The 19,819-nt window shown below is 65.0% G+C and carries 17 protein-coding genes and 2 CRISPR repeat arrays; of the genes, 5 read left to right on the top strand and 12 right to left on the bottom strand.

The annotated features are described in order from the left end of the window. Positions 1 to 129 precede the first annotated feature (129 nt). Both MY55_RS12345 and ggt read right to left on the bottom strand, forming a co-directional pair. The gene (locus MY55_RS12345) at positions 130 to 564 is read right to left on the bottom strand and encodes a GNAT family N-acetyltransferase (RefSeq protein WP_043575444.1); all 435 of its coding nucleotides are present in this window, start codon (positions 562 to 564) and stop codon (positions 130 to 132) included. Between the two features lie 59 nt (positions 565 to 623). After that, positions 624 to 2,297 carry a gamma-glutamyltransferase gene (ggt, locus tag MY55_RS12340; protein WP_081284682.1) on the bottom strand — a complete coding sequence of 558 codons (1,674 nt, stop codon included), beginning with the start codon at positions 2,295 to 2,297 and terminating at the stop codon, positions 624 to 626. A gap of 205 nt (positions 2,298 to 2,502) precedes the next feature. Here ggt and MY55_RS12335 point away from each other — a divergent pair, with 205 nt between their 5' ends. Continuing rightward, positions 2,503 to 3,693: an EAL domain-containing response regulator gene (locus MY55_RS12335; RefSeq protein WP_043575447.1), complete on the top strand. Its 1,191-nt coding sequence runs from the start codon at positions 2,503 to 2,505 to the stop codon at positions 3,691 to 3,693. Between the two features lie 8 nt (positions 3,694 to 3,701). Here the strand turns inward: MY55_RS12335 and MY55_RS12330 are convergent, their stop codons facing one another. The 4 genes from MY55_RS12330 to MY55_RS12315 all read right to left on the bottom strand — a co-directional run bounded on the left by MY55_RS12330 (position 3,702) and on the right by MY55_RS12315 (position 8,847). Further along, positions 3,702 to 4,445 carry a copper homeostasis protein CutC gene (locus MY55_RS12330; protein ID WP_065202414.1) on the bottom strand — a complete coding sequence of 248 codons (744 nt, stop codon included), beginning with the start codon at positions 4,443 to 4,445 and terminating at the stop codon, positions 3,702 to 3,704. Between the two features lie 125 nt (positions 4,446 to 4,570). Further along, positions 4,571 to 5,350 (bottom strand): pyruvate formate-lyase-activating protein, encoded by a 780-nt coding sequence (pflA, locus tag MY55_RS12325; protein WP_047244423.1) that lies wholly within the window; start codon positions 5,348 to 5,350, stop codon positions 4,571 to 4,573. Between the two features lie 116 nt (positions 5,351 to 5,466). Beyond that, complete coding sequence (gene pflB / locus MY55_RS12320; protein ID WP_047244424.1) at positions 5,467 to 7,794, bottom strand: formate C-acetyltransferase; 2,328 nt, start codon at positions 7,792 to 7,794, stop codon at positions 5,467 to 5,469. Positions 7,795 to 8,064: 270 nt separating this feature from the next. Next, complete coding sequence (locus MY55_RS12315) at positions 8,065 to 8,847, bottom strand: formate transporter FocA (protein WP_047250358.1); 783 nt, start codon at positions 8,845 to 8,847, stop codon at positions 8,065 to 8,067. 1,094 nt (positions 8,848 to 9,941) lie between these two features. Here MY55_RS12315 and MY55_RS12310 point away from each other — a divergent pair. From MY55_RS12310 to MY55_RS12300, 3 genes are all read left to right on the top strand, one after another. Continuing rightward, positions 9,942 to 11,240, top strand: a complete 1,299-nt coding sequence (locus MY55_RS12310) for an HAAAP family serine/threonine permease (RefSeq protein ID WP_043575455.1) — start codon at positions 9,942 to 9,944, stop codon at positions 11,238 to 11,240. A 208-nt stretch (positions 11,241 to 11,448) separates the two neighbouring features. Beyond that, a complete protein-coding gene (locus tag MY55_RS12305) occupies positions 11,449 to 12,849 on the top strand; it encodes an L-serine ammonia-lyase (protein WP_043575456.1) in 1,401 nt (466 codons plus the stop codon). A gap of 138 nt (positions 12,850 to 12,987) precedes the next feature. Then, entirely contained in the window at positions 12,988 to 13,653 is a 666-nt protein-coding gene (locus MY55_RS12300) for an HAD family hydrolase (RefSeq protein WP_043575457.1), read from the top strand. Between the two features lie 3 nt (positions 13,654 to 13,656). Here MY55_RS12300 and MY55_RS12295 read toward each other — a convergent pair whose 3' ends face one another. Both MY55_RS12295 and MY55_RS12290 read right to left on the bottom strand, forming a co-directional pair. Next, complete coding sequence (locus MY55_RS12295) at positions 13,657 to 14,247, bottom strand: LysE family translocator (protein WP_047258339.1); 591 nt, start codon at positions 14,245 to 14,247, stop codon at positions 13,657 to 13,659. A 12-nt stretch (positions 14,248 to 14,259) separates the two neighbouring features. After that, on the bottom strand, positions 14,260 to 14,667 hold the full coding sequence (locus MY55_RS12290) for a DUF2000 domain-containing protein (RefSeq protein ID WP_047244425.1): 408 nt from the start codon (positions 14,665 to 14,667) through the stop codon (positions 14,260 to 14,262). Positions 14,668 to 14,898: 231 nt separating this feature from the next. Between MY55_RS12290 and MY55_RS12285 the strand changes: the two genes are divergently transcribed. Beyond that, a complete protein-coding gene (locus tag MY55_RS12285) occupies positions 14,899 to 15,780 on the top strand; it encodes a LysR family transcriptional regulator (protein ID WP_047258340.1) in 882 nt (293 codons plus the stop codon). 59 nt (positions 15,781 to 15,839) lie between these two features. Beyond that, positions 15,840 to 16,905: a CRISPR direct-repeat array (repeat unit 29 nt; unit sequence CGGTTCATCCCCACGGGCGTGGGGAACAC). Positions 16,906 to 16,999: 94 nt separating this feature from the next. Continuing rightward, positions 17,000 to 17,273: a CRISPR direct-repeat array (repeat unit 29 nt; unit sequence CGGTTCATCCCCACGGGCGTGGGGAACAC). A gap of 101 nt (positions 17,274 to 17,374) precedes the next feature. Here MY55_RS12285 and cas2e read toward each other — a convergent pair. From cas2e to cas5e, 4 genes are read right to left on the bottom strand one after another with little or no spacing between them, the layout of a single operon-like run. Next, complete coding sequence (gene cas2e / locus MY55_RS12280) at positions 17,375 to 17,677, bottom strand: type I-E CRISPR-associated endoribonuclease Cas2e (protein ID WP_047244616.1); 303 nt, start codon at positions 17,675 to 17,677, stop codon at positions 17,375 to 17,377. Then, positions 17,658 to 18,575, bottom strand: a complete 918-nt coding sequence (gene cas1e, locus MY55_RS12275; RefSeq protein WP_065202413.1) for a type I-E CRISPR-associated endonuclease Cas1e — start codon at positions 18,573 to 18,575, stop codon at positions 17,658 to 17,660. The genes cas2e and cas1e overlap by 20 nt, the downstream gene beginning before the upstream one ends. Positions 18,576 to 18,585: 10 nt before the next feature. Further along, positions 18,586 to 19,185, bottom strand: coding sequence for a type I-E CRISPR-associated protein Cas6/Cse3/CasE (cas6e, locus tag MY55_RS12270; RefSeq protein ID WP_043575463.1), 600 nt, complete (start codon positions 19,183 to 19,185; stop codon positions 18,586 to 18,588). Then, positions 19,160 to 19,819, bottom strand: coding sequence for a type I-E CRISPR-associated protein Cas5/CasD (gene cas5e, locus MY55_RS12265; RefSeq protein ID WP_065202412.1), 660 nt, complete (start codon positions 19,817 to 19,819; stop codon positions 19,160 to 19,162). Before cas5e ends, cas6e begins: the two co-directional genes overlap by 26 nt.

The following is a 19,819-nucleotide window of genomic DNA, read 5'->3' as shown; positions in this document are numbered from 1 at the left end:
AGCTAGAACCAATCACCAAGCATTACTTACCCGGACTTTCTCTTGCCGAATGAAAGCGGCGCGGCATGGCTGGCCGCGCCGTTTATCCAGGCTGATTGCGAGCCGGCCCCGCCACCGGCCGGCAGAGGCTCAGCCCGGCTCCGCGTCGAAACGCTTGTGGAAGAACACCCGGCTGTGGCCGGGCGGATAATCGGCCAGTTCGGCGAAGCGCCGGTAGCCCAGGCTTTCGTAGAACGCCGGTGCCTGGAAGGTGAAGGTATCCACCCAGGCGCCGACGCAGCCGCGCGCGCGGGCTTCCGCTTCGGCCTCCTCCATCAGACGCCGGCCCAGGCCCTGGCCGCGCGCTTCCGCCGGCGCCGCCAGCAGTTGCACGTACAGCCAGCCGAAACCGGTATGGCCCCATAGCCCGCCCGCCACTTGGCCGGCCTCGTCCTCCACCGTGATCACCAGCGGCCTGTTGTTGCCCGCCCCTGCCTGCGCCTGATTGTAGGCGATCAATGGCGCGACGATAGCCGCTCGCGCCGCCTCGTCGGCCACATCGCTCAAAACCGTCCGGTACCGCATGTCCCGCTCCATTCGTTTGCCCAGTCAATCTATCGCACTCGCGCCTTTGGCGCCGGCTGTCACTTCACCACCACGCCCACGCCGCGGCCGCGCGGGTCGGAAGCGGTTTCCGCCTCGTCGCCGTTCATTCTCACCGCCTGGATGTCGCCCATCCGCCAGCCCTGGTCCTTCAGCGTGTAGCCCATGGTTTTCAGCTCGCTGGCCGCCGCGCCGGTCAGCGGCGCGTAGTCGTCGTAGAAGATGGTGTCCTTGGGCAGCAGCTGGTGATGGACGCGCTGCGCCGCCACCGCCTGCTTCAGCGGCATGTCGAAATCGTACAGATTGTTCAGCACCTGGAAGATGGAGGTGAAGATGCGCGAGCCGCCGGGCGTGCCGATGGCCAGCGTCACCTTGCCGTCGCGGGTGACGATGGTGGGCGCCATCGACGACAGCATGCGCTTGCCCGGCTGGATGGCGTTGGCGTCCTTGCCCACCACGCCGAAAGCGTTGGCCACGCCGGGCTTGGCGCTGAAGTCGTCCATTTCGTCATTGAGCAGGAAGCCGGCGCCCTGCACCACCACGCCGCTGCCGAAGTCGAAATTCAGCGTGTAGGTGTTGGCCACCGCGTTGCCCCATTTGTCGACGATGGAAAAATGGGTGGTCTGGCGCGATTCCAACCCCGGCTTGACGTCCGGCGTCGGCGAGATCGCCCGCGGGTTGATCTCGGCGGCGCGGCGCTGCAGATAGGCGGCGTCGGTCAGCTGCGCGGTCGGCACCTTGCTGAAGTCTGGGTCGCCCAGGTAGTCGGCGCGGTCGGCGAACACCCGCTTTTCGATTTCGGCCAGCAGGTGGATGTAGCGGGCGGAGTTGTGCGCGACGCCGGCGAAATCGGCGGCGCGCGCCTGCTTGATGGCCAATAGCTGCGCCAGCGCGATGCCGCCGGAGCTGGGCGGCGGCGCGGTGTAGACGACATTGCCGCGCCAGTCTATCCGGATCGGCTCGCGCCAGCGCGCGCGGTAGCCGTTGAGGTCGTCGGCGTCGACCAGGCCCTTGTCGCGCTTCATCTGCGCCACCAGCAGCCGGGCGGTTTCGCCCTGGTAGAAATCGGCCGCGCCGTAACGGGCGATGCGCTTGAGGGTGGCCGCCAATTCGGGCTGGCGGAAGGTTTCCCCGGCCTTCAGGCTGCCGAAATAGCGGTTGAAATTGGTTTTGCCGGCGAACAGCTGCGCCGCCTCGTCGCGGTACTGGTACTGCCGCGGCGCGACGGTGAAGCCGTTCTCGGCGTAGTTGATCGCCGGCGCCAGCAGCTGCCGCCATTGCAGCTTGCCGAAGCGCTGGTGCGCCTGCCACATGCCCATCACCGTGCCCGGCACGCCGGCGGCGCGCGCGCCCACCAGGCTGAGATTGGCCGTCACCTGGCCCTTGTCGTCCAAGTACATGTCGCGGCTGGCGGCCCTGGGCGCGGTTTCGCGGTAGTCGAGGAAATACGGCTTGCCGCCCTGGTACAGCGTCATGAAGCCGCCGCCGCCGATATTGCCGGCTTCGGGATAGGTCACCGCCAGCGCGAAGGCCGTCGCCACCGCGGCATCCACCGCGTTGCCGCCGTCCTTGAGGATTTGCGCCGCCACCGCCGCGCCGTATGCGTCCGGCGCCGCCACCGCGGCCTCTGCGGCGAGAGCCGGAGCGGCGGCCAGCAGCAGGCAGGGGCCGAGCGCCGCGATGTGAAACCAGCGGACAGGGGAACGGGCAAGCATGGCGTCTCCTTGGGATCGAACAGGCAATATCATGCTTATGCCATTTATCGCGTCAAGATTCCAGCCCCACGCTTGAGCGCAGCGACGAAAAGCCGGCGAAAAATCTGGTGGCGGCACGCCGCCGCGCCTTATAACTCAGATAGCGGACGCCCCGCCCGGCCGGCCATCCCCATGCCGCCGCCCGCCACCATCGCCGGAGTATGCGATGCCCCGCCAGATACTGATCGCCGAAGACAGTCCGGGCCAGCTCCAGCTGCTGGCCGAGTTGTGCCGCAAGCTGCCGGACACCGAAGTGTTCGAGGCGTCGGACGGCCGCTGGGCGATGCAGATCGCCCAGCGGCATCCGCAGCTGGACCTGGTGGTCACCGACCTCAACATGCCCGGCATGGACGGCATAGAACTGGCGCAGGCGCTGTCGCACCGGATACATTTGCCGGCGCTGATGTTCCTCAGCGGCGATGTGCCGGAGCTGCTGGCCGGCTGTTCCCGGGCGGCCGAGGCGCTGGGCTTCTCCCAGATCGACAGCTGCGCCAAACCGATAGACCCGGACCGGCTGCTCGCCCGCGTCCATCGCCTGCTGCAGGGCTGCCGCCCTCCGTCCCGGCCCGACATCGCCATTGCGCTGACCGAAATCATGACCGGGCTGGCGCACAACCAGTTCTGCGCGTTCTACCAACCCATCTTCAACCAGCAAAACCACCGGGCGGGCCAGATGGAGGCGCTGGCGCGCTGGCGCCATCCGCTGCACGGCCTGTTGGGGCCGCAGCATTTCATCGACCGGCTGGAGCACGACGGCACCATCATGCTGCTGACCCGGCGCATGGCGCAGACCAGCCTGGACCTGCTCAGCCTGAACAGCTGGACCGGCGGCATGAGGGTATCCATCAATCTGTCGCGCAGCCTGCTGCACGACCGGGAGTTCTTCGACTGGCTGCAGCAAGAAGTGGAGCTGCGGCGCATAGCGCCTGGCCAGGTGGTGCTGGAAATCACCGAAACGCTGGCCTTCAACAATCTGGGCAACACCCTGGCCTCGCTGCTGCGGATGCGCATGCGCGGCTTCGAGCTGTCGCTGGATGACTACGGCGCCGGCAACACCACGCTGGAGCATGTGCGCGATCTGCCGCTGACCGAGCTGAAGCTGGACCGCAGCCTGATTCTGGACATACACCGCGACCGGCGCAGCCAGGGCATCCTGGCCAGCACCGTGGAGATGGGACGCCGGCTGGGCCTGAGAATGGTGGCCGAAGGCATAGACAACCCGCAGGACTTCGCCTATCTGCGCCAGCACTATCCCGATCTGGAGATGCAGGGCTTCTACCTGAGCCGGCCGATGTCGGCCGCCGAGCTGCCTTTGCACCTCAGCTGGAGCCCGGACGGCGATTCCGCCTCGGCCTGACAGCCGGCCTAGGCCTGCGCCGCCTGGCGCGCCAGTTCCCGCACCAGCTGCGCCGACGTCTCTTGCCGCGCGTACTCGTCGGCACCCGGCGCGCCCATGGACAAGCCCGGCTGGCGATGGCGCATGCCGCTGGCCGCCGCGGCCCGCGCCGAGGCGTGAAACTCCAGGCAGCCGGTCTGCCGCCGCAAGGCGGCGATATTGTCGGCCCGCACGCCGGCGCCGGGCATCACCGCCAGCCGCGCGCCGGCCTGTTCGCGCAGCGCGCGCAGCAAGGCCGCGCCCTGCGGCGCCGCCGGCGCCTGGCCGGACGACAGCAGCCGGCGGCAACCGGCCGCGATCACGTCTTCCAATGCCCGCGCCGGATCGCGCGCCATGTCGAAAGCGCGGTGAAAGGTCACCGCCAGAGGCCCGGCCAGGCCGGCCAGTTGCCGGGTCCGCTCGACGTCGACATCGCCGTCGGCGGTGAGCAGGCCCAACGCCACGCCGTCCACGCCCAGCCGGCGGCACAGCTCGATGTCGCGCGCCATCTGTTCGAATTCCAGTTCCGAATACAGAAAATCGCCGCCGCGCGGCCGGATCAGCGCGTGCAGGCCGATCGCCAGCCGGTCGCGCGCCAGCGCCAACGCGCCGTAGGACGGCGTGGTGCCGCCTTCCAGCAGGTTGTCGCACAACTCCACCCGCTGCGCGCCGCCTTCCTGCGCCGCCAGCGCCGACGCCGGCGAGCCGGCGCAGATTTCCAGAACGATATCCATCGCTTGCCTTTGCTTATTGAATGACCTGCGCCGCGGCGGGACATGCCTGGCCGCCATAACGCGAATGCCGCCGGCCCCATCCGAGGCCGGCGGCATGCGTCGATGGCGGCGCGGTCCAGCCCGGCTCAGGTTACCTTCATGCCGCGGCTGGCGAACAGCGCGCGCGCATGCGCCACTTGCCCGGCGGTGGGAATCGGCGTGTCGTTCAGCTGGTACTCCATCCCCAGCTGCGCCCATTTGTCCTTGCCCAACTGGTGGAAAGGCAGCACTTCCACTCGTTCCACCACCTCGCCCAGCGCGGCGACGAAATCAGCCAGCCGTTCGATGTCGGCGTCGCCGTCGGTCAGGCCAGGCACCAGCACGTAGCGTATCCACATTTTCTTGCCCAGCCGCTGCAAACGCTGGGCGAAGTCCAGCGTCGGCTGCAAGGGCTGGCCGGTGAGGGCCAGATACTTTTCCGGATCGGAGTGCTTGATGTCCAGCATCACCAGGTCGACATCGTCGAACCATTCATCCGGCACCCGCTCGTGCAGGAAACCCTGGGTGTCCAGCGCGGTGTGCAGGCCGAAGCGCTGCTTGATCGCGTGGAACAACTCGCCGACGAACTCGTGCTGCATCAGCGGTTCGCCGCCGGAGATGGTGACGCCGCCGGCGAACTTGAGGAAACGGGCGTAGGAAGCGACTTCGGACAGCGCCTGCTCCACCGTCACCTGGCGGCCATTGTGCAGCTTCCAGGTATCCGGATTGTGGCAGTACAGGCAGCGGAACTGACAGCCCGAGGTGAAAAACACGAAACGCATGCCGGGGCCGTCGACGCCGGCGCCGCTTTCGGTGGAGTGCAGATAGCCTATGGTTTCGGCCTTAACGCATGCTTCGGTGTGATCTGCGGCAATAGGTGGGATCATGCCGTTTCTCCGGTGAATCTTGTGAAAAAGCGGGGCTTTCCTTCCGGACCGCCCCGCCATTGATGCGATGGTGTTTCCGCGCGGGCAAGCCCAAGAGCCTGCCCGCCCTACGCGTCTTACATCTTGCCGTGGAAGGTGCGGTTGATCACGTCCATCTGCTGCTCGCGGGTCAGCTTGATGAAGTTCACGGCGTAGCCCGACACGCGGATGGTCAGCTGCGGGTACAGTTCCGGGTGCTCCATCGCGTCCAGCAGGGTTTCGCGCTTGAACACGTTGACGTTGACATGGAAGCCGCCGCCGGCGATGTGGCGCTCGCCTTCGCAGTCGAACGGCGTGCAGTTGGCGCTGCTGAACTCGGTCGGGTGCGCGGAGCAGAAGCCGTCCAGGCAGTTGGCCAGGTTCAGGATGCGCTCTTCGGCGGTGTGGCCCAGCGCGTCAGGCGTGGCCGAAGCGGTCCAGCTGATGCCGTCCAGCGCCGAATCGTACGGCAGCTTGGCCACCGAGGCGCCCGCGGCGACGAAGCCCTTCACGTCGCGGCCGTTCATCGGGTTGGCGCCCGGGGAGAACGGTTCGCCGGCGCGGCGGCCGTCCGGGGTGTTGCCGGTCTTCTTGCCGTACACCACGTTGGAGGTGATGGTCAGCACCGACTGGGTCGGCTTGGAATCGCGGTAGAAGTACGGCTGGGCCTTGATCTTGTCCATGAAGGACTGGGTCAGCCACACCGCGATGTCGTCGACGCGATCGTCGTTGTTGCCGTAAGCCGGGTAGTCGCCCTCGATCTTGTAGTCGACGGCCAGGCCGTCTTCATTGCGGATGATGTGGACCTTGGCGAACTTGACCGCGGACAGCGAGTCGGCGGCCACCGACAGGCCGGCGATGCCGCAAGCCATGGTGCGGACGATGTCGCGGTCGTGCAGCGCCATTTCGATGCGCTCGTAGGCGTACTTGTCGTGCATGTAGTGGATGCAGTTCAGCGCCTTGACATAGGTGGCGGCCAGCCAGTCCATCATCTTCTCGAACTTGGGCATCAGCTCGTCGTAGGTCAGCACGTCGCTGGTGATAGGCTCGAAACCGTGAGCCACCAGCGCGCCGGATTTCTCGTCGCGGCCGCCGTTGATCGCGTACAGCATGGCCTTGGCCAGGTTGGCGCGGGCGCCGAAGAACTGCATCTGCTTGCCGATCTTCATCGCCGACACGCAGCAGGCGATGCCGTAGTCGTCGCCCCAGTAAGGCAGCATCAGATCGTCGTTTTCGTACTGGATGGCGCTGGTATCGATGGACACCTTGGCGCAGAAGTTCTTGAAGCCTTGCGGGAATTTCACCGACCACAGCACGGTCAGGTTCGGTTCCGGCGCCGGGCCCAGGTTGTACAGGGTGTTCAGGAAGCGGAAGCTGTTCTTGGTGACCAGGGTGCGGCCGTCTTGGCCCATGCCGCCGATGGATTCGGTCACCCAGGTCGGGTCGCCGGAGAACAGCTGATCGTATTCCGGCGTGCGCAGGAAGCGGACGATGCGCAGCTTGATCACCAGGTCGTCGATCATTTCCTGAGCTTGCGCCTCAGTCAGCGCGCCGGCGGCGATGTCGCGCTCGATGTAGACGTCCAGGAAGGTGGACACGCGGCCGAAGGACATGGCGGCGCCGTTCTGTTCCTTGACGGCGGCCAGGTAGGCGAAGTACACCCACTGCACCGCTTCGCGGGCATTGGCGGCCGGGCGGCTGATGTCGTAGCCGTACTTGGCGGCCATCTGCTTCAATTCGTCCAGCGCGCGGAATTGCTCGGACAGCTCTTCGCGCTGGCGCATCACATCGTCGGTGAAGGTGGCGTTGTCCAGTTCATGGAACACTTGCTGGCGCTCGGCGCGCAGGAAGTCGGTGCCGTACAGGGCCACGCGGCGGTAGTCGCCGATGATGCGGCCGCGGCCGTAGGCGTCCGGCAGGCCGGTGATCACGCCGGACTTGCGGCAAGCCATGATTTCCGGGGTGTAGACATCGAACACGCCCTGGTTGTGGCTCTTGCGATACTTTTCCCACACTTCCTTGATCATCGGGTCCAGCTTGAAGCCGAAAGCTTCCAGGCCGTTCTCGACCATGCGCAGGCCGCCGTTCGGCATGATGGCGCGCTTCAGCGGGGCGTCGGTCTGCAGGCCGACGATCACTTCATTGGCCTGGTCGATGTAGCCGGCGTCGTGCGCGGTGATGGAGGAGCCGCGGTCGGCGGACACGTCCAGCACGCCCTTGGCGCGTTCCTGCTTCAGCAGCTCGCCCAGCGCGTCCCACAGTTTCTTGGTGCGATCGGTCGCGCCAGCCAGGAAGCTGTCGTCGCCTTCGTACGGCTGATAGTTCAGCTGGATGAAGTTGCGGACATCGACCTTGCTCTGCCAGTCGCCGGCGGCGAAATCGCGCCACGGGTTGGCTTGGGTAGCATTTTGAGTGATGGCGTCCATCTGGTGCCTCCTTCTTGGCTGATCCAGTAAGTGTTAGATATTGAACACATCGTACATTCGAATTCGAAAATTTCGCTTGATCTTAGTCAAGTCAGCCATCGCTTTCGGCGCGGTTTCGATCCCGCGGCGCAACATGCCGGATGCGTCCAATATCCTTATTTTCTCAATGGTTTATAGCAAAGTCGGCGCAGTACGCCATGTACCGCGCCGACTACATTCGAAACCGAACATCCACATACCATCCACCGGCAGGGATGCTTCCCTAAGGCATCAGACCGCCCGCAAGGTGTGACGTTCCAGCCGGAACACCACCAGGCCGACGCCGATGGCGCCGCCGACGATATTGCCCAGCGTGGCCGGCAGCATATTGTGCAGGATGTCGCTCCACGCCAACCCGGCCATGCCCTGCATCTTCGCCAGCGCGAAAAAGGCCATATTGGCGATGCTGTGCTCGAAACCGGAGAAGAAGAACACGAACACCAGCAGCATGATCACCAGGATGCGCGCCGCCTCGTTGGCCAGCCGCATCGGCACCCATACCGCCAGGCAGATGATCCAATTGCACAGCACGCCTTTCCAGAAGATCTCCATCGCCGGGGCATGCACCTTGTGCTGCACCACATTGAACAGCAGGTGGTCGGCCGGCAGCGCGCCCATGCCGCCCGCTCCCGCCAGCACGGCGACGAACAACAGCACGCCGGCCAGATTGCCCAGATAGACCATCGCCCAGCTGCGCAGCAGATAGCACAGCCGGCAGCGGCCGCTGAGCGCGCCGACGGTGAAGTACATCACATTGCTGGTGAACAGCTCCACCTTGCAGACGATGATGCTGACCAGCGCCACGCCGAAAAAGCCGGCGGTGGCGATGTAATAGCCGGAGTCGCCGGCGGCGAAGAACACCTGGCCCAGCTTCAGGCTGACCGCCAGCACCACGGCGATCAGCGCGCCGGCCATCGCGGCGCTGAGGAGGTAGCGACCCGGCTCGCTGCGCAGCGCCTGTTGCTTGCTGGCGGCCTCGTCGGCCACGTAGGCGAGAGTGGAGGAATGACTCATGGCGTTTGTCTCTATCAATATGGAAAAGCGACAGGCAAGGGGCGAACCGGTTCCCATCTGGCGGCAGCCATTCGCATTCCTTGCAAATTAGGAAAATTCTATGTTCGTTTCCGTAAATTCGTGTTTGATAACCATCAACACAAGCCCGCCTTCCCATTCTGGATAAACCCGCCAGCCGCCACGACTTCCCCGCGCCCATGCCGCCCAATCCGCCCGCCGCCGGGCGAAACGCCGCCATGCGGCCGCCGCGAAAACGCCGGCGCCGTCGTTTTCATTGGCTTGCCGGCGGCAGCGGCGGCGTGACCACTTTCGGCTCATTTCTCCCCGCAACCCACGGAAAATTCGCATACGAAACATTAAATGTTCATTTGAAACAAAATATTTTCACATTCGAACATTAAATAGCCAGTATTCTTCATATTCAATCCTACTCCGAACAATTTCCAACAACGAAATCGCCCTGCCAGGTTCCGCTCGCCTGGAACCCAGCGCGCCGCCCCCCCATCCGAATCCGTCAGATAATAGTCTTTTAATTTCATCAAGATACAATCCATTCACAATCGCCAGCCATTTGGACGCGGATCCGCGCCGCCGGATGCGGCCATGCCGAAATCGTCGAAGCCAGCCTGCCCCGCTCTCTTCCAGCCGCCCCGCGCCAAAATCGAGCAAAAACTCGAAGCAATGCCTCAACGCCGAACCCCACCATCACGGCTGTAAATTTTCACAACAAGGAATTTCATTAAAATTTAATGCCAAAAACCAAGATTAATAAAACTTAATTACTGGTTTTTGAAACAAAATTGCCAATTTATCTTTTTAGCATTTTAAAACCAGCATCCACGCCGGCCGCAAGCGATGTTCGCTTGTTCGTTTAGATACAAATTTAACTTGATTAGAATCAACTGATGTTCTTAAATGTGTACCTTGTTAATTACAAAGCACTTACGATGAGCAGCAAGTCAGCCGGACACAGCGCGATCCGCTCAATCGCTCCCCGGCAAGCACCAAGCTTCTCTCGATGGCCGGCAGCCTGAAACGACTGCGGGAAATCGACTCGGTAATTGCAAAAACTTGTCTTTAGAAGGCACCACATCATGTCTCAAGCCATTGCTTCAACCGCCCCGCGATCCGGCTCCTCCGGCTGGACCAAGCACGACACCACCTGGATGCTCGGCCTGTACGGCACCGCCATCGGCGCCGGCGTCCTGTTCCTGCCGATCAACGCCGGCATCGGCGGCCTGTGGCCGCTGATGCTGATGGCCATCCTGGCCCTGCCGCTGACCTTCTTCGCGCACCGCGGCCTGACCCGCTTCGTGCTGTCCGGCAGCAAGGAAGGCGCGGACATCACCGAAGTGGTGGAAGAGCACTTCGGCGCCGGCGCCGGCAAGATCATCACCCTGCTGTACTTCTTCGCCATCTACCCGATCCTGCTGATGTACAGCGTGGCCATCACCAACACGGTGCTGTCCTTCCTGAACAACCAGCTGCACATCGAAGTGGGCACCGGCATCGCCACCCGCGCGGTGTTCTCGCTGGCGCTGATTTTGGGCCTGATGTCCATCGTGCGCCTGGGCGGCCAGATGATCGTCAAGGCGATGAGCATTCTGGTGTATCCGTTCGTGGTGGTGCTGATGATGTTGGCGCTGTACCTGATCCCGCAATGGAGCGACACCGCCATCCGCCACGCCGGCAGCCTGGGCGACGCCGTGTCCAGCGGCGCCTTCTACAAGACGCTGTGGCTGGCCATCCCGGTGATGGTGTTCTCGTTCAACCACTCGCCCATCATCTCGTCCTTCTCCGTCGACCAGCGCAAGCTGCACGGCGATGACGCCGAGCAATCTTCCAGCCGCGTGCTGATCCGCGCCCACACCATGATGGTGCTGACCGTGATGTTCTTCGTGTTCAGCTGCGTGTTCAGCCTGAGCCCGGCCGACCTGGCCGCCGCCAAGGCCCAGAACATCTCCATCCTGTCCTACCTGGCCAACCACTTCCAGAACCCAGTGATGGAATGGGTAGCGCCTATCATCGCCATGGTCGCCATCAGCAAGTCCTTCCTGGGCCACTACCTGGGCGCGAAGGAAGGCTTCAACGGCCTGGTGATCAAGCAGCTGCGCCAAAGCGGCAAGACCATCGAATCGTCGAAGCTGGACCGCTACACCGCCATCTTCATGATCGTGACCTGCTGGATCATCGCCACCATCAACCCGTCCATCCTGGGCATGATCGAAACCCTGGGCGGCCCGGTGATCGCGATGCTGCTGTTCCTGATGCCGATGTACGCGATCCAGAAAGTGCCGGCGATGAAGAAATACTCCGGCGCCGCCAGCAACATCTTCGTGACGCTGATCGGCCTGATCGCCATCTCCGCCATCTTCTACGATCTGATCGCCTGATCGTAAGCCAGCGGGCCGCGCCCGCTCCTCTCCGCCCGGCGATACCGCCTTGCCGGGCCAGCAGGGGCGCCCGCGGACCCTAACACAGCCATCAGGAGGCCCGGCCGCGCCGGGCCCTCCGGAATCGCCCCCACTCACGTGTCGGCAGCCTGACAGGCCGCGGATCGCGCCTGCCTTCCCGCCGCACCCGCTTCAAAGAGGCAGCATCATGTTCAGCATGAGCGACATCTACAAAATCGGCGTAGGCCCCTCCAGCTCCCACACCGTCGGCCCGATGAAGGCCGGCCACCAGTTCCTCGGCGCGCTCAAGGAAACCGGCAAGTTCAACCAAGTGAACCGCGTCCACGTGGACTGCTACGGCTCCTTGGCCCTCACCGGCAAGGGCCACTGCACCGACCAGGCCATCATCCTCGGCCTCGCCGGCAACCTGCCCGACACCGTCGACCCGGACAACTCCGCCAGCCTGCTGGCCGACGTCGAGCAAACCGGCCAGTTGACGCTGGGCCGCACCCACCAGCGCGTGGCCTTCGGCATGGACTTTCACACCGCCAACCTGCCGCTGCACGAAAACGGCATGCAGATCCACGCCTTCGTCGGCGACGAAAAAGTCCTGACCAAAACCTATTACTCGATCGGCGGCGGCTTCATCGTCGACGAGGAGCACTTCAATCAATCCAGCTGCAGCGACACCCCGGTGCCATACCACTTCGTCACCGCCCAGCAGTTGATCGACATGTGCGAAGAAACCGGCCTGTCCATCGCCGCGCTGGTGATGGAAAACGAGAAGGCCTTCCATGACGTGAAAGACACCCAGGCTCACTTCCGCCGCGTGTGGGAAGTGATGAAGGGCAGCATAGAGCGCGGCATGCGCACCGAAGGCAACCTGCCCGGCCCGATGCGCATTCCGCGCCGCGCGCCGGCGCTGCACCGGATGCTGACCAGCTCGCTGACCGTGGCCAAAGACCCGATGAGCGTGATGGACTGGGTAAACATGTACGCGATGGCGATGTCGGAAGAAAACGCCGCCGGCGGCCGCGTGGTGACCGCGCCCACCAACGGCGCCTGCGGCATCGTGCCGGCGGTGCTGGCCTACTACAACCACTTCATCCAGCCGCTGGACGACGACAGCTGTCTGCGCTTCTTCCTGTCCTCCGGCGCCATCGGCTGCCTGTTCAAGCTGAATGCGTCGATCTCCGGCGCCGAAGTGGGCTGCCAGGGCGAGGTCGGCGTCGCTTGTTCCATGGCCGCCGCCGGCCTGACCGAGCTGATGGGCGGCAGCCCGTCCCAGGTGTGCATGGCGGCCGAAATCGCCATGGAGCACAACCTGGGCCTGACCTGCGACCCGGTGGGCGGCCAGGTGCAGATTCCCTGCATCGAGCGCAACGCCATCGCCGCGGTCAAGGCGATCAACGCCGCCCGCATGGCGATGCACCGCGTCAGCAGCCCCAAGGTGTCGCTGGACAAGGTGATCGCCGCCATGTACGAAACCGGCAAGGACATGGACGCCAAGTACCGCGAAACCTCCTGCGGCGGCCTGGCCATCCAGATCAAGGTGGAGAGCAAGGTGGTGCCCAGCCAGGCCATCCGTTGGGTGGACGACGCCGCCTGAACCCTGCCGCATGACGCAAGACGCCACCCTCGCGGTGGCGTTTTTGTTTCGAGAGTGCCATCATGGCCTCTCCGCAAAACCATACGCATCGGTACAGTTAAGAAAACGGCCGATGCGTTTGACAACAAAGGCCCAGCCGTGAAAGCCAAAGCCGATTTCAGCCTGCTGTTCGACCTGGACGGCACCCTGACCCATACCGACGACCTGCATTTCGACGCCTTCCGCACCCTGATGGCCGAGCACGGCCGCGCGCTGGATCACGACACCTTCCTGCACCACATCGTCGGCGCCGCCAACGAAGCCATCATGGCCCGGCTGTTTCCCGACCAGCCCGCCCAACACCTGGCCCTGGCCGCGCGCAAGGAGCAGTTGTTCCGCGATTCCGTCACCCGGCTCGTCCCCACGCCGGGCGCGCGGGAACTGTTCGACTGGGCGGAACGCCATGGCGTCGGCATCGCCGTGGTCACCAACGCGCCGCGCGCCAATGCCGAGCTGATGCTGGGCGGGCTGGGCCTGGCGCAGCGGATAGACGCGCTGGTGATAGGCGACGAATTGGCCCACGGCAAGCCGCACCCGCTGCCTTACCAGACCGGCCTGGCCCGCCTGGGCGGCCGCGCCGAGCGCGCCTGCGCCTTCGAGGATTCGCCGTCCGGCATGCGCGCGGCCTGCGCCGCCGGCATCCACAGCTATGGCATCGCCGGCGCGCTGCCGCCGCAAAAACTGCTGGACGCCGGCGCGGCAGCCGTCATCGCCGACTTCGCCGCGCCCGAACTGTGGCGCTGGCTGGAGCGCGCGCTGGCCTAAGCCTCAAGCCAGCGCCGAATACAAGCCGCAGGCGATCAGGCAGCAGCCGCACGCCCGACTGAGCCGGCCAGCCCGGCCGCGCGGCATGGCGCGGCCCACCGTCAGCGCCGCCGCCATGCACAGCAGAAACACCGCGCCCACCGTCAGCAAAAACAGCGGCCCCAGCAGCAGCAGCTGGCCGGCCGTATCGCGCCCCGGCTGGATGAATTGCGGAAAGTAGATAATCAAAAAGGCGATGATCTTGGGATTGGGCAGCGTCGCCGCCAATCCGCGGCGAAAAGCGCCGCCCGATCGGCCGCTCGCTTCCGCCGCCGCCCCTTTATTTCCAGCCCGCAACACGCTCGCGCCCAAATACGTCAAATACGCCGCGCCCAGCCACTTCAGCCCCAGCAGCGCCAAGGGCGAAGCCTGCGCCAGCGCGCCCACGCCGCTCAGCGCGATGGCCATCAAGATGGCGTCGGCCAGCACCACGCCGCCGGTGGCGGCCGCCCCGGCGCGCCAGCCCTGGCCCAGCGCGCAGGCCACGATCACCAGCATCGACGGCCCCGGCAACAGCGTGATCAAGGCGGTGGCGGCGATAAAGCTCCAGACCATTCTCCCTCCTCCTCAGCGCAACAGGCCCAGGCTGCCGGTCAGCCGCCGCACCTGCTTAGCCGGGCCGCACAGCGCCAGGCCTTGGTAACGCAAGTCTGGCTCGGGCGTGCCGCGCAAGGCGGCGGCGTACTCCTGATAACTGCGGGTGCTGCGGGTGGCGTCCGTCAACTCCACCACCGTCAATCCGGCCTCCAGCGCCTGCGCCCGCAAGGCGCGCAGCAACGCCGCGCCGCCTTGCAGCACCGGAATTGGCGTCGTGACGATGCCCAACCGCACGCTGCCAGCGGCGTCGGCCAGGTCGTCTCCCACCAGCTCCGGGTGGCGGCGGCCCAGCGTCATCGCCAGCACGGCGGCGGTATTCGCGGCGATGCCGGCGGGCAGATCGGGGTCGACGATGATGGCGCAGCGGCGTTCTTCCATGTTTTCTCTCCAGGCAATGACCAGGTCTTGCCAGACTGCCGACACCGCGAAGCGGGAAGGCGCGGCGGCTGCGGCCCATTCCGCGCCTGCCGATTCGCATCCCGCCCCCTGCCCTGCGAAAGGGCGAAGGTCAGCAATCCGGGCGATGATTCAAGTCTTGCCACTGTGCGCCAAGGCCAGGAAATCTACAATTCAGAGCAATTGAAACTAACTGATCGAAAAAATAGAACAATGATAGAAGAATTGCGCGCATTGGCGGTATTCGCCAAAACCGTTGAAACCGGCTCCTTCCGCGCCGCCGCCCGGGCCTTGCAGCTGTCGCCGTCGGTGGTCAGCCACCATGTGTCGCAGCTGGAAAGCCGGCTGGGGGCGGCGCTGCTGTACCGCAGCACCCGCCGGCTGTCGCTGACGGCGGACGGCGAAACGCTGTTCCAACACGCCCAGGCCATGCTGCGGGCGGCGGAAAGCGGGCTTGACGCCCTGGCCGGCCGCGCCACCGAACCGACCGGACGGCTCAGCCTCACCCTGCCCGCCTTTTTCGCCCGTTCGCCGCTTACCGCCCGGCTGGCCGGCTTTGCCCGCCGCCATCCCAAAGTGGAGCTGGCGTTGGACTACAGCGACGAGAAGCGCGACCTGGTGCGCGACGGCATCGACCTGGCCATCCGCATCGGCGAATTGCCGGACAGCGCGCTAAAATCGCGCCGCCTGTTCGACATGCCGCGCCTGCTGGTGGCCGCGCCCGCCTTGCTGTCGGCGCGCCCCGCGCCCCGCCACCCGCAAGAGCTGGCCGACTGGCCCTGGCTGGGCATACGCATGCGGCCCGACCGCAAAACCCTGCTAGACGCGGCCGGCGAGGCGCACAGCTTCTCCATCCAGCCAGCCATCCGCGCCAACAGCCTGGATGCCGTCTGCCAGCTGGCCATCGCCGGCTGCGGCCTGGCCACCCCGCCGGCCTTCCTGGCGACGGACGACATCGCAGCCGGCAGGCTGAGCGAAGTCGAGCCCGAGTGGCAGGTGGAAGCTCTGGGGGTGTACGCGGTATGGCCAGCCAACGCCGCCCGCGCCAGCCTGACGCTGCGGCTGACGCAATATCTAAGCGAGATGCAACAGTAGGTAGAAGGTACGCGGAGAGCGGGACACGCAGTGCAAAGCGTAAGTTGCCGAATTTTAGTCCGACCGTCACCACGGGCGTGGGGAACACTCCGGCGCGTATCTGTTGGTTGGATGGGAAGACGGTTCATCCCCACGGGCGTGGGGAACACAGCACCGTTTGAGCCAAACGCTCGATGTCTTTCGGTTCATCCCCACGGGCGTGGGGAACACTCTCAGACCGGTTTCGCCAGGCTGGCAGTCTGCGGTTCATCCCCACGGGCGTGGGGAACACCGCATCGGCATCGAGCTCGAACCCGCCGGGCGCGGTTCATCCCCACGGGCGTGGGGAACACGGTCAAGAGGATGTTTGCTACGGCAATCTGTCCGGTTCATCCCCACGGGCGTGGGGAACACGTCCAGGACGTAGACGGCGACGGCGTGCGGCGCGGTTCATCCCCACGGGCGTGGGGAACACGACAGGTCAACCGCACCAGGCGCGTGCGATAGCGGTTCATCCCCACGGGCGTGGGGAACACTGCCGTGGCCGGCAAGCCGTCGTGTTCCGTGTCGGTTCATCCCCACGGGCGTGGGGAACACGCCTGGTTCAGCCCGTTCGACGGCGCACTGACCGGTTCATCCCCACGGGCGTGGGGAACACGGTCAGCGTCACCCCCGCCACAGCGCCGGCCCCGGTTCATCCCCACGGGCGTGGGGAACACTTCTGGCCGTTGATGGTGATGGTGTCCGTCATCGGTTCATCCCCACGGGCGTGGGGAACACTTCTTTCATCGCGCATTCCCTAGGGTTTCGGTCGGTTCATCCCCACGGGCGTGGGGAACACAGCACGGCATCAACTACGTGTCGCTGTTCCAGCGGTTCATCCCCACGGGCGTGGGGAACACGAATTCCAGGCCCGCTCGCGTCGCGCAGCCGGCGGTTCATCCCCACGGGCGTGGGGAACACCGGAAGAGGGGAGGGGGAAGCCCTAGCTAAAGCGGTTCATCCCCACGGGCGTGGGGAACACTTCCGTCACGTTCTACATCGTTAACACTACCACGGTTCATCCCCACGGGCGTGGGGAACACTTCAACGCTGCCGACGTGTCCACCGCGCCGTCCGGTTCATCCCCACGGGCGTGGGGGAACACCCCTGGTTCGCCGCACCGGCCATGCCCGCAGCCGGTTCATCCCCACGGGGCGTGGGGAACACGCTCGGCCAGCAGCTGGACGATCTGCCAGCCGCGGTTCATCCCCACGGGCGTGGGGAACACGATCTGTTTGTACTGCGCCCACGCAGCATTCGCGGTTCATCCCCACGGGCGTGGGGAACACAGCGTTGTCGGCAGCATCATCCACTGGGAGGCCGGTTCATCCCCACGGGCGTGGGGAACACAGACGATAGTCGCGTTGCGAACAGTTATATCTCGGTTCATCCCCACGGGCGTGGGGAACACTTTCGTGGAATGCAAAGCGCCCGGCCGGAAGCCGGTTCATCCCCACGGGCGTGGGGAACACACCAATTACAAGTAATTGATTTTTAAAAACAAAAATACCACTCAAAAATCTACCGATTTTTAAAGAACCCAACTCCCCATTCCGTCCAAGCCGACAACATCCTATTCGCCAGCCCCATCCGCCCCGGGTGGAGGCCAAAAAGACACCAGCTTGGCTCCGTCGAACTCGGCCGGCATCCGCCGGTTGGCGCCTAGGGTGACGAAGTCGAAGCCTGCCTCGGTGACGGCCTGCCAGGCCATCACCGCATTGCCTTCTTCCAGCCCCTCCTCCACCTGTTGCCACAGGTAGTCGCGGATTTTCCGGTTGTAAGTGCCGACGTAAACGCCGGCGCGGATTTCCAGCAGCCAGATCGCCATCCGGCCACGCAGCCGGGGCGGCGCGTTTTCAAGTACGATGACCAGCATCGCCCAGCCCCTCGTCCTCCGGAAACGCCGCGTCCACCACGCCTTGGGCTTCCGGTTTGTCCAGGCCGCCGGCGTCCAGCATCGTCTCGATGTCCGGGATGATGCGCTCCAGCAGCCGCGTCTTGCGGAACATGTCGCGGCAGCGCTGGCGCACTTCGCGCTCCACGTTGTGCACCGGCTTGCCGGCGACGGCGAAGGCCACCGGCACCACGGTTTCGAATTTGTAGACGTCCGCCACGTCGTAGACGAAGGACAGCGGCTTGCCGCTGTGGATGAAACCGATGGCCGGCGCGTAGCCGGCCGCCAGCACCGCCGCCTCGGTCACGCCGTACAGGCAGGCGGTGGCCGCGGACAGACAACGGTTGGGGATGTCGGCCTGGTCCCAGTCTTCGCGGTCGTAATTGCGCGCCTGCCATTTGACGCCGTACTGCTGCGCCAGCTGCTGGTACATGGCCCGCACCCGCGCGCCCTCGATGCCGCGCAGCTGCTCCACGCTGCGCTTTTGCGGCGGCTCGTCGCCAAAGCGGCGGCGGTACATCTCGCGCACCACCTTCAGCCGCGCGTCCTCATCCAGCGCCAGCCGCGCCTGGTACAGCAACCGGTCCGCCCGCGCGCCGCCGGGCTGGCCGGCCGAATACAGCCGCACCCCAGCCTCGCCCACCCACACCAACAAAGTACCCACTTGGGCCGCCAGCTTGCAGGCGGCATGCGATACCCGCACGCCGGGCTCCAGCATCAAGCAGGCCACGCCGCCCACCGGGATGTGGGTGCGCACGCCTGTCACATCCACCGCGACGAAAGCGCCATCCAGCACATCCAGCTGGCAACGCTCGACGAACAAGACGGAAAGCCGCTCCTTGATGGGAAGCGGCTTCAAGGGCGGGAGGGGTTGGCTCATCCCGATTCCTTTACAGTTGAGCCAGAGAGAGCAGGCCCAGACCCATGGCTTTGGCGTGCCCCAGGCCGGAAGCCATCGCCAGCCGCAATTTCTGCGCGTCGTCCACCGCCAGCACGCCGTCGAAACGCGCCGCTTGCAAGGTCATCAGGCAGCCCGGCTTGCGCAGCCGCCATTGCTGGCTCAGGCCACGCTGCACATGCTGGGCCACCGCACCGGACCTCTCCAGCTGCCGCGCCAGCCATGCCAACTGCTCCTCTTCCCTTTGCAAGCCGTAGCGCTTGCCTTCCCGCGTCACGGTGGGATTGGCCAGCAAGCGAAAGAAGTAGCGTTTGTCAGTCTGCACCAGCGTTTCCAATGGCAAAGGCTTGCAGGCGATATCCAGCAGATGGCCTAAAGGCTGCCAGTTGCCAGGTTGTTCCGACTGAACCAACACCATCGCCTCACCCTGCGCGGCATCATGCCGCTCCAGCCGCCACAGGAAACGCGAAGGTTTGGTCTGCTCATCCACGGCAAATGCCCGGCACAAACTCCGATGCATGTCATAGGCGTTGGCCAGATCGCGGCGCGCGGCGGCCTGCCTGGCGTCAAGCTTCAGTTGTGTCAGGTACATCCACCACCTCCGGCTTTACAAACCGCGGTCCGAAACGCCGCTCGGCAAAGGGAGCCGCCGGCTGATCCAAGCGCACCGCGCCTTCGCTTGGATGCTCGCTCATCAAACGCAAGGGCTGGCCCTTATGCTCGGCGCGGCATGGCGCGATGCGCGGCCAAGAAGAAAGCACCTTTTGGGCGGTTTCATCCTGAATGCCCTCCGGCAACCAAACCGGCAGCCCGGGCGGCATGGATTTGCGGCCCAGGGACAAAGGCCAAACGGGGCGCTGCAGGGCCTGCTGCATGGTTGCCAACAAACCATGCTCTCCCTCCAGCGCCACCAGAAACGCCGCATCGGCCAGGTAATAGCGCGGGCTGATCACCGTACGCTTGGCATCCGCCTTGCCGGAAGCCAGCAACACACCAGTAGCGGTCTGATAATCGCGCATCAGCAGCCCTTCACGGTCCACCCGCACGCTCATTTTCAGCGCGGCCAGATCATCCAGCGGCTCCGAACGGTCCCGCCCCAGCGCCGCGCATATCAGCCCCAGCACGCCGGACTTGGACGGTTCCAGGCCGCTGTCGCGTTCATCAAAACGGCTGGTCGTGCCCCAGGACTGCATGGGGCCGGCCAGCCTGAGCAGCAGCGTGGCCAT

The sequence above is a fragment of the Chromobacterium subtsugae genome (genome assembly GCF_001676875.1).
Classification (GTDB): domain Bacteria; phylum Pseudomonadota; class Gammaproteobacteria; order Burkholderiales; family Chromobacteriaceae; genus Chromobacterium; species Chromobacterium subtsugae.
This window is presented reverse-complemented; position numbering and strand designations above follow the sequence as displayed.